Genomic DNA, 9,780 nt, shown 5'->3' with positions numbered 1-9,780 from the left:
CCAACTGACGGTATTTCAGGAATATATTGAAGAAGCCCAAACGATTTATCTGGAAGATATCCGCGAAGGGAACCCACAAGCTTTTACCCGAAAAAGGAAAACGACCCCGCTCACATTGATGCTTCAAATGTTTGCGCAAAAGGGGAACTCCCAATTTTGTGAACTATTAAATTTCTACGATAATCAGAGGAAACCGCTCGACATTTCGACCGTCGCTTTTTATAAGGTCCGAATGAACTATAACCCCAAAGCTATCCGGTTGATGATGACTGACTACATGTCCATGATTTATGAAGAAAACGATGACCAATTGGTCAAGCTGAACGGCTACATTGTCACCGCGATAGACGGCTCTGACATCATCCTGCCCTCCACGGAGGAAAACGCCAAGAAATATGGTGTGGCTCTTAATGCAAAGGCATCCGCCAATCCGGTGATGGCCTCCGTCTCCTTGCTTTATGATTGTATCAACAAATTGGTGATTGACACGTTTGTCGGTCCGTACAAGAGCAGCGAGCGCGATTCGGCTTCGCAGCACCTCCACGTATTGAAAGAAACGCTGCGGCAACCAACCATTACCGTGTTTGATCGCGGCTATTTTTCGTTGCGCCTGGTTCATCAACTGATTCAGGACGGGCAGAAATTTGTGATGAGAATGGATCACCAGAAATTAAAACGATATTCCAGTCAGCTATCTGTCGGGCAAGATAAAACCTTTGAAGTCACCTTTGACAGAGCCCAGACAGACGACTACCGGAATGACCGAATTTTCCGGGCGACCTTGATGAGCACGGTTTATCCCTTGCGTTTTGTAAAAATCCCGCTTCGCAAGCAGGATAGCGAGAAGATAGAGGACGAAGTCCTTTTGACGAACCTAACACCCGCAGAATTTTCATCCGACGACTTGAATGAAGTGTACCGATTGAGATGGGGAATCGAAACTGCCTACAACGTACTGAAAAACCGGATGAAGTTAGAGGAGTTCAGTGGCATTCGGGAACGGCTGATTCTTCAGGACATTTATTGTAGTGTTTGGTTGTACAACCTGACAATGCTTCATTTAATCGAAGTGAGCGAAACAAGAGCAATCCCCCAAGAGCGTTATAAATATGAAATGAAGCAAAATCTCAGCATCGCTATCGGAATCGTGAAAACCTATTTCATACGATCGTTCATGAGTGAAACACGCGAACAACGGAGAGAAAGTTTTGAACAAATGAGTGCGTTGCTTACCAAGCACCTTGTCCCCGTCCGCCCACATAGGGCGGCCAAAAGGAAGACTCCGGTGAACAAATCCAGACGATCTTATCGTTACACATATTAACTTGGATTCCCTATAAAATTACAACGGGGATCATTTAAAGCTTGATAAATCAAGGTTTCCCTGTTGAACCACGTTATAATAATCCGGGGATGAAGTTATTAGGGCGACTTTCTTCATGGAGTTGCCTTGCTTCGTCGTGCTTTGGATTGTCAGAAAAGAAAGAGACAGTGGAAATGAGAGAATTTATCTCCCATTTCCACTGTCTCTTATTTGTCAATACCCTTAAGTTAATGACATTGCCATTTCGGGAGTGCCGGCCTTTGTCGGACAATATTAAAAGTTTTTAAGGAGAATGGGGGATTCGAACCCCCGCGCGCCTTTCGACACCTAACGCATTTCGAGTGCGTCCTCTTCAGCCGGACTTGAGTAATTCTCCATAAATGATATTATAACGCTTTTCGGACAATCAGAAAAGAAGATTTTGCAAAAATAACAAAAAAACAGCCACAAACTTCGGAACACGCGCTTGTTTATGACAAATCGGGAGTCACCCAGTAAAATGAGTCCTTCCTGAACAGATTAAATTATGGTAAAATGGGACCCTATGTACTCATTTTATTGTAATTTTTTACATACATCAGGAGGAATTTGAATTGTATAAACTATTGAACCAATGGTACAAGCTGAGCCTTGTCAAACGTATCATCGCCGGTTTGATCATAGGCATCATCCTTGGCGTAACGATTCCGGATGTCGCGCAGCCGATTACCATTTTTGGAGCCCTGTTTGTCGGCGCTTTAAAAGCGATTGCGCCTATGCTAGTCTTTTTCTTGGTTGCTTCCGCGATTTCGCAGCACAAAAAAGGCCAACAGACGAACATGAAATCTGTCATCGTGCTCTACCTTTTAGGTACCTTCTCGGCGGCACTCGTAGCAGTGGTCGCGAGCTTCATCTTCCCGGTTACTTTGACCTTGGGTGCTGGTGTCGAGGATATCGCTGCTCCTGGGGGCGTGGTGGAAGTCCTGAAGGCGCTGCTCTTGAACGTCGTGGACAATCCAGTCAAGGCTCTCTACAATGCCAATTATATCGGCATCTTGTCATGGGCTCTTATGCTCGGTTTCACTCTGAAGAATGCCGCAGCTTCAACCAAGCTGATGCTGGCTAATGTTTCTGATGCGCTGACGGAAATGGTCAGAATCGTCATTGCCTTCGCTCCTTTGGGGATCATGGGGCTTGTGTTCGATGTCATCGCGACAAGCGGAATAGGCGTTCTATTGGGCTATGGGAAACTGCTTGCGGTCCTGATAGGCTGTATGCTGTTCGTCGCTTTGGTCGTCAACCCGATCATCGTCTACATCTACATCCGTTCCAATCCGTTCCCGCTCGTCTTCAGATGCTTACGGGAGAGTGGCATCACAGCCTTCTTCACAAGAAGCTCTGCTGCGAACATCCCCGTGAACATGACGCTGTGCGAGGATCTTGGACTGGACAGGGATACTTACTCTGTATCCATTCCGCTTGGAGCGACCATCAACATGGCTGGGGCGGCGGTTACGATTTCCGTCCTTACCTTGGCAGCTGTCAACACGTTGGGTATCCCTGTTGATTTCGGTACTGCCCTTATCCTTAGCATCCTGGCAGCAGTCAGCGCTTGCGGGGCATCGGGTGTTGCCGGTGGTTCACTTTTGCTTATCCCGTTAGCAGCAAGTCTGTTCGGTATCCCGAACGATGTGGCTATGCAAATAGTCGGTGTCGGATTCATCATCGGTGTCCTGCAGGATTCATTCGAAACAGCCCTCAACTCATCGACCGATGTCCTTTTCACTGCGACTGCAGAATTCGCGGAGCGACGCAAGCGAGGCATTAAAGCCTGATTGAAGACAAAATAGCAACGAAAGAGGCTGCATCAGAACCAGAACAGAATTTTCTGGCTTTGATACAGCTTTTTTTGTTTGTTTATACTCGGAGATTCCCCGCCAAAACCCATTTGACGGGGAATTCCACCGCCAAACCGATCAAAAGGGCTACCTCTTAAATGAGGTAGCCCTTTTGATCGTCAATAACTATTTGAATCAGTCTTCTGTCCCTAATATTTGATTAATCTCTTGTGAGAGCAAGTCTGCCTTGCCGCCAAATACAGCTTGGATGCCGCCTTGGACTTCGAAAACAGCAGTTGCTCCGAGATTCTTGATGGCATTTTTATCAACGACCGAACCGTCCTTCACGGAAACACGCAGACGGGTTGCACAAGCGCTGACGGATTCAATGTTTGCTTCATTCCCTAATGCTTCGATGATGATATGCGCTTCATCATTCAAGGTAGAAGCCTCTCCGGAGGCTCTGACCGGAATGCTTGCGTCAGATTCTGACTCATCCATACCAGGCACCATCACTTTGAATTTCGTGATTAGGAAGCGGAAGACGAAGTAATAAATCAATGCCCAAACAATACCGACGGGGATTACCCATACCCAGTTTGTTTTTGCATTACCTTGCAGCGGACCGAACAGGAAGAAGTCGATGAATCCGCCTGAGAAAGTATTTCCGATACGGATGCTCAGTAAGTCAGCCACGTAGAAGGAAACGCCATCAAGGAAGGCATGGACCACATACAACCAAGGTGCGACGAACAAGAACATATATTCAAGTGGTTCGGTAATACCGGTCAAGAATGAAGTCAGAGCACTACTGAAATAGATACCGCCATTGGCTTTGCGGTTCTGTTTCGGAATGGAGTGGTACATGGCTAAAGAAGCAGCCGGCAAACCGAACATCATTGTAGCGAAACGACCTGCGAAGAAGCGCGTTCCGTAAGTGAAAAGACCTGTATGATTTGGATCGGCCAATTGCGCGAAGAAGATGTTTTGGGCACCGGCAACGGTTTCGCCCGCTACAACTTCAACTCCGCCCAAAGAGCTGTACCAGAACAGCGGATAAATCGTATGGTGCAAACCGACCGCACCTGTCAAACGAAGCAAAAATCCGTACAAGAACGTTCCGAAACTGCCCATAGCTGCGATGGCTGTGCCGGCGGATGTCAGTGCGCCTTGGATAGGTGGCCAAATCAGGTAAAAGAATGCCCCAAGAATGATAGCTGCAAATGATGCTACAATCGGGATAAAACGCGAGCCTCCGAAGAAACCCAAAAACTGCGGCAGTTCGATTTTACGATAACGATTATGCAGGAAGGCAACGGTACTTCCGACTGCTATTGAACCAACAACCCCAGTGTCGATCGAAGCGCCTTCCGCGGAAAATAATTGCAGAAAACCACTGATGGTTGCGACGAAAACAACGTAACCCACACCGCCGGCCAAACCAGCAGTCCCTTTATCTCCATTCGCGAGACCGACAGCGACCCCGATGGTGAAGATGAGCGCCAAATTGGCAAAGACGGCACTTCCGGCAAAACTCATGATGCTCAGGATCACTTGCAACCATTCAATGTCAAGGAACGGATAGGCCGCCAAGGTGCTTGGATTTGTCAATGCACCACCGAAACCAAGCAAGAGGCCGGCAGCGGGTAAAATGGCGATTGGGAGCATCATGGCTCTTCCGATTTGAGAGAATTTTTTAAACATGTTTTTCACTCCTTATTTTAAGTTGTCAATGAAACGTTCCGCTATTTCTTTTGGCCGTGTGATTGCACCTCCTACGACAATTCCTGCTACACCCAATTCCTGGATTGCTTTAGCTTGTTCAGGCATATGGATTTTACCTTCGGCGATGACATCCACACCGGCTTCCACCAGTTTTTTCATCAAGGCGATATCCGGCCCATCCTGTTGGGTGCTTTCCTCTGTGTAACCGCTTAGCGTTGTGCCGACAAAATCGATTCCTTCCTGGAAAGCGTTGAGTCCTTCCTCAAAGGTGGCGATATCCGCCATGAACAATTGATCGGGATATTTTTCTTTAATTTCTTTGATGAAGGCATTGATTGTTTTGCCGTCATAGCGTTCCCGCAAAGTGCAATCCAATGCAATGACTTCTACACCCGTTTCAACCAATTCATCGATTTCCTTCATGGTAGCCGTAATGAATGGCGCTTGAGGAGGGTAATCGCGTTTGATGATCCCGATGATCGGTAAATCAACTTTTTCCTTAATCTGTTGAATATCCCTTACCGATTCGGCACGAATTCCGACTGCACCAGCTTGTTCAGCTGCAAGAGCCATCAAAGGCATGATGCCGCCTTCTTCTGTGTATAAAGGTTCTCCTGGTTGCGCTTGACATGAGACAATGATGCCGCCACGGACTTTGTTGATGAAATCTTCCTTCTTCATGGATATTTCCTCCGTTATTTATTTTATTCCGGAGTTTATCTCCGTAAATGAAATATAGCACACGCTTTCATGTTTGTAAACAGGTAATTTGCATTTCTAAAAGTTCGTGTATAATGAGAGGCATAAACATGAAAAGGACTGACTTTATGGGACTAGCTCAACTGATTCAAGAAAAATATCACGCGTTGACGAAATCCGAGAAACGGATTGCGGATTACTTATTGAAAAATCAAGAACAGGCTGTGTATCAGACAATGAAGGATGTGACCGAGGCGGTAAAAGTAGGCGATGCCACGCTGATCCGCTTTTCCCAGAAGATCGGCTTCCATGGCTTTTCTGATTTGAAAATTGCTATTGCCAAGGAGGAATTCACCAGCCAGTATGAAGGGGACAACGATCGCCAATTTTACGACCGGATTTTGGAGAACCAGATCAAAGTTTTGGAATCGACCCGGCAGTTGCTCGATTCGGAAGTGGTTCTGCTTGCGATCGAAGCACTCACTAAAGCAAAACGGATCTACATCATCGGTGTTGGATCGAGTGGCTTGTCGGCAGCTTCATTGGAAAAGATGTTGCTCCGGGTAGGTGTGCATGCGAACCATATCGTTGATCCGCATTTTCAAGCCCATGCCTTAGCATTGCTGGGACCAGAAGATCTCGTGATCTGTTTCTCTTTGAGCGGTCGTACCAAGGATATCCACGATTCTTTGAAAATAGCCAAAGAAAACCATACACCCATCATTGCCATTACCAATTTCAAATCCTCGCCCATTGCTGAATTGGGTGACATTGTCCTACAGACCGCCAATGAGGAATTTTTTGATGGCGGATCACTGGCCGGGAAAATTTCGCAATTGTTCATTTCGGAGACGCTGTTGCGGGGCTATGAAATAAATAATAAAATCAAAACGGTCGAATTGCGGGAGAAGGTATTACGTTCCATTATTGATAAAGTACTGGATTAATTTTGTAGTGGCCTTATCCGCTCGTTCCTGCAGCAGGCAGTGGAGACGCGTGAGCATAATATAATTATATTATGAGAGGGTGCGTGATTTCTGTATGGATGAAAGGGAATGAACTGTTTATGACAGTTTATTGAAAAGAAATTTATGTGCAAAATAGTTGCGCAAAAATATGCTATACTGAGAGGGAGAGAGTTGAATAGTTAAAACGATTTTTCGGTATTTTGCATCGGAGCACGAGTCGTAGGAGGTTGATTATGGGGGAAGAGAAGCAAACGGACATAAAACAGCTGAAAAGTCCGATCAATAAGGAAATCATGAACATCGCGTGGCCGGTTCTGATTGAACTGGTCCTGAGTTCGTTGTTCGGGATGATCAACATGATGATGTTGGGGAATATAGCGGACCATGCCTATGCGGCAGCTGCCGTTTCGGCGGTCGGGGTGACGAATCAGCCGCTGTTCTTAGGGCTGTCCGTAGTGCAGGCTTTGAACATCGGAGGCACTGCCTTGATCGCCCGCTATTTCGGAGCCGGAAAACATGACCGGATGGAAAACGTCATGAAGCATGTCATGATCATCAGCATGATCCTTTCCGCCCCGTTAGCCCTGGCCGCCTTTGTCTACTCAGATCAGATCATGACCTTTATGGGCGCGCAGCCCGATACAGTCGAAGTCGGAAGGCTCTATTTCCGGATCATCTGCATAAGTTACCTGTTGCAATCCTTCAACTTCAGTATTTCCGGTTCCTTGCGCGGGATCGGCGAAACGCAGATTCCGATGGGCGTGAATTTGCGCGCGAATTTCCTGAACGTCGGCGGCAATGCTTTGCTGATCTACGGACTGTTCGGAGTGCCGGCTTTTGGCATCGAAGGCGCCGCGATCTCGACCGTCGTCGCCAACACAGTCGCCTGCTTCCTGCTGATCCGTTACCTGCGTTCCGGCAAGAGTAAGCTGAATTTTTCCTTCGCGCATCCTTTCCATTTTTCGATGAAAACGATGAAAAGTTTGGCGAAAATCGGACTGCCTTCAGCGCTGGAACAGCTGGTGCTGCGTTCCGGAATGATTCTTTTCATCCAGATCGTGTCGGGCTTGGGGACTGTCGTCTTTGCCGCCCATAACATCGGCATGAACATCCTGACGCTGTCGTTCACGCTCGGCCAAGCCTTCGGGATTGCGGCATCCTCTCTGGTCGGAAGGGCTTTGGGGGCAGGGGATGCGAATCTGGCCGAAAAATATGCCTCGCGGACCGCTAAAATCGGGAGCCTGTGGGGCGCAATCATTGGAGTGGCCTTCTTCTTCGGAGCCGAGTACATCGTCAGCTTCTATTCCAGCGATCCGGAAATCATCCGGAACGCCGCAATCGCTATCCGGGTTGCGGCCATCACACAGCCTTTCCAGTCACACCAACTGATTGTTGCGGGTTCGTTGCGCGGAGCAGGGGATACGATTTTCCCGCTGATTTCGACTTTCCTTGGGATTTTGATCATCCGGGTTGCAGCAGCCACATTCTTCGTTCAGGTGCTCGGCCTTGGTATTCTCGGCGCTTGGCTGGCTGTCATGTTGGATCAGATTATCCGTTGGTTCCTTATCGCAATGCGTTTCCAGTCCGGTAAATGGAAAAAGATGAAATTGGCGTAAGTTCGCTCGAGAAAAACAGGGCCTTTTGCGTACGCCAACAAATTTAATGAGCTTTAGGTTAGTCCTCCTCTTTCTGAAAAAGAGGAGGATTTTTTTCACATGGCTTGCTGGAAAATGGTATACTACATTATGAGAGAGCGGTTACAGTCTATGGGCTGATGACCGCAAGGATGAGGCCAATAAAAAGGAGGATAAGCAGTATGGGAGGACAATTGATACTGATTCGGCATGGGATCGCGGAAGAGCGTACGCCTGAGGGGGATGACTTCTACAGAAAACTGACGGAAGCGGGAGTGGAGGAAATGACTGCGTTCCTGCCCGACATCGCACCCTTACTGACCGAGGCCGGGAACTTAAAGATATGGACGAGCCCGTTGGTGCGGGCGCGTCAGACAGCTGAATTGGTGGCGGAGGCCGCTGCTGTCGAAGTAATCCAACCACAGGAATTTTTGGCGACCGGCGATTACGCGGCCTTCAGGGAAGCGTTGGAACTGGAAGAGGATGGCTTCAACTTGGCGCTTGTCGGTCACGAACCGTACATGAGCAACTGGACGAAAGAGTTTATTGGTGCAGCGATCCCGTTCAAAAAAGGGGCGGTCGCCTACTTTACCATTGATTTGAACGCGGATCCGATCGGCAAACTGGAGTGGCTGTTGGCGCCGGGAGAATCAGCGAAACGCAAACACGAAGACGCCGCCGACAAAAAGCATGCAGCGGATAAGCACGAAGGGACTGCGGATTGCGGCCCATGCGACGGCGAAGGCACATTGTACGCCGGCATCATCAACGAGCAAATAGTAGGCGTTCAGCACGCCTATGCGGCTTACCAACAGGATCCCGTCGAGCCGGAATCGGCGCATGCGTTGCGTGTGGCTATCCGACAGCTGCGGGCGTTGTTGAATTTCAATAAGGCGAACGGCGAGGAGAAATATTACCGGGAAGCGGGCGAAGATTGGCGCGACATCGCCACTACCTTCGGCTATCTGCGCGAATTGGATGTGCTGATGGAAGAATGCCGCGAGTTGCGCGGGTTGTATCCGGATATGCTGGCCGAGGACGGCCAGGTCATGACTTGGCTGATGGAAGAGCGCCAAGCAGAACAGGACAGTATCCATGAGCTGATCACGAGCGGGGCTTTGACCGAGCGCATCCTGGATGCGGAAGCCGCTACGGTCCAGTTCCTGAAATCCATCAGCCTTGATGATGAGCAGCAGAAAAAAGCCACGATCAAAAAACTCGAGAAAATGAAAAAACGTCTGATGCGCAAATGGGAAGAGGTGGATTTCTCCAACCATGAAGAAACCCATAGTCTGCGGATCAATGCAAAAAAACTGCGCTATGCGGCCACCTACCTCGCTCCTATCATAGGCGAGAAAGACAAAACGGTCATCAAGGAGATGAAGAAAGTCCAAACGGGTCTGGGGACGCTCTGTGATCTCGACATCAACGGACACCTGTTGTTGGAGATGGCCGACAAGACCGACGATCCCGAACTGCAGAACCATTTCAGAAAACTCAGTGAACACCAATTCCAGCGCAGGGAAGCGATATTGAACGACGAAGCTGATTGATCAATTTAAGAATATTTACTTAGGTCCATACTCGTTAGCGGGGGATGGATCTTTTTTTTG

Annotated in this window: 7 protein-coding genes and 1 tRNA gene; 5 read left to right on the top strand and 3 right to left on the bottom strand. The window is 48.3% G+C overall.

Features of this window, described 5'->3' with window-relative positions; all coding sequences use genetic code 11:
• Positions 1-4 precede the first annotated feature (4 nt).
• Positions 5-1,324 (top strand): IS4 family transposase, encoded by a 1,320-nt coding sequence (locus BM184_RS09835; RefSeq protein ID WP_093365084.1) that lies wholly within the window; start codon positions 5-7, stop codon positions 1,322-1,324.
• Between the two features lie 286 nt (positions 1,325-1,610).
• Here BM184_RS09835 and BM184_RS09830 read toward each other — a convergent pair.
• Positions 1,611-1,700 (bottom strand) — tRNA-Ser (locus BM184_RS09830).
• A 217-nt stretch (positions 1,701-1,917) separates the two neighbouring features.
• On the opposite strand from BM184_RS09830, the gene sstT reads away from it, so the two are divergent.
• On the top strand, positions 1,918-3,138 hold the full coding sequence (sstT, locus tag BM184_RS09825; protein ID WP_086943560.1) for a serine/threonine transporter SstT: 1,221 nt from the start codon (positions 1,918-1,920) through the stop codon (positions 3,136-3,138).
• Positions 3,139-3,336: 198 nt separating this feature from the next.
• Here sstT and BM184_RS09820 read toward each other — a convergent pair whose 3' ends face one another.
• Both BM184_RS09820 and BM184_RS09815 read right to left on the bottom strand, forming a co-directional pair.
• Positions 3,337-4,845 (bottom strand): PTS transporter subunit EIIC, encoded by a 1,509-nt coding sequence (locus BM184_RS09820; protein WP_086943561.1) that lies wholly within the window; start codon positions 4,843-4,845, stop codon positions 3,337-3,339.
• Between the two features lie 12 nt (positions 4,846-4,857).
• Positions 4,858-5,547: an N-acetylmannosamine-6-phosphate 2-epimerase gene (locus BM184_RS09815; RefSeq protein ID WP_086943562.1), complete on the bottom strand. Its 690-nt coding sequence runs from the start codon at positions 5,545-5,547 to the stop codon at positions 4,858-4,860.
• Between the two features lie 146 nt (positions 5,548-5,693).
• Between BM184_RS09815 and BM184_RS09810 the strand changes: the two genes are divergently transcribed.
• From BM184_RS09810 to BM184_RS09800, 3 genes are all read left to right on the top strand, one after another.
• Positions 5,694-6,512 (top strand): MurR/RpiR family transcriptional regulator, encoded by an 819-nt coding sequence (locus BM184_RS09810; RefSeq protein ID WP_086943563.1) that lies wholly within the window; start codon positions 5,694-5,696, stop codon positions 6,510-6,512.
• A 254-nt stretch (positions 6,513-6,766) separates the two neighbouring features.
• Positions 6,767-8,149 carry an MATE family efflux transporter gene (locus BM184_RS09805; RefSeq protein ID WP_086943564.1) on the top strand — a complete coding sequence of 461 codons (1,383 nt, stop codon included), beginning with the start codon at positions 6,767-6,769 and terminating at the stop codon, positions 8,147-8,149.
• A 200-nt stretch (positions 8,150-8,349) separates the two neighbouring features.
• The gene (locus BM184_RS09800; protein WP_177208621.1) at positions 8,350-9,720 is read left to right on the top strand and encodes a CHAD domain-containing protein; all 1,371 of its coding nucleotides are present in this window, start codon (positions 8,350-8,352) and stop codon (positions 9,718-9,720) included.
• Positions 9,721-9,780: the final 60 nt, after the last annotated feature.

The sequence above is a fragment of the Trichococcus pasteurii genome, from assembly GCF_900112935.1.
In the GTDB taxonomy this organism is placed as follows: domain Bacteria; phylum Bacillota; class Bacilli; order Lactobacillales; family Aerococcaceae; genus Trichococcus; species Trichococcus pasteurii.
Note: the sequence above shows the minus strand (reverse complement) of the source record. Positions and strands in the feature narration are given on the sequence as shown.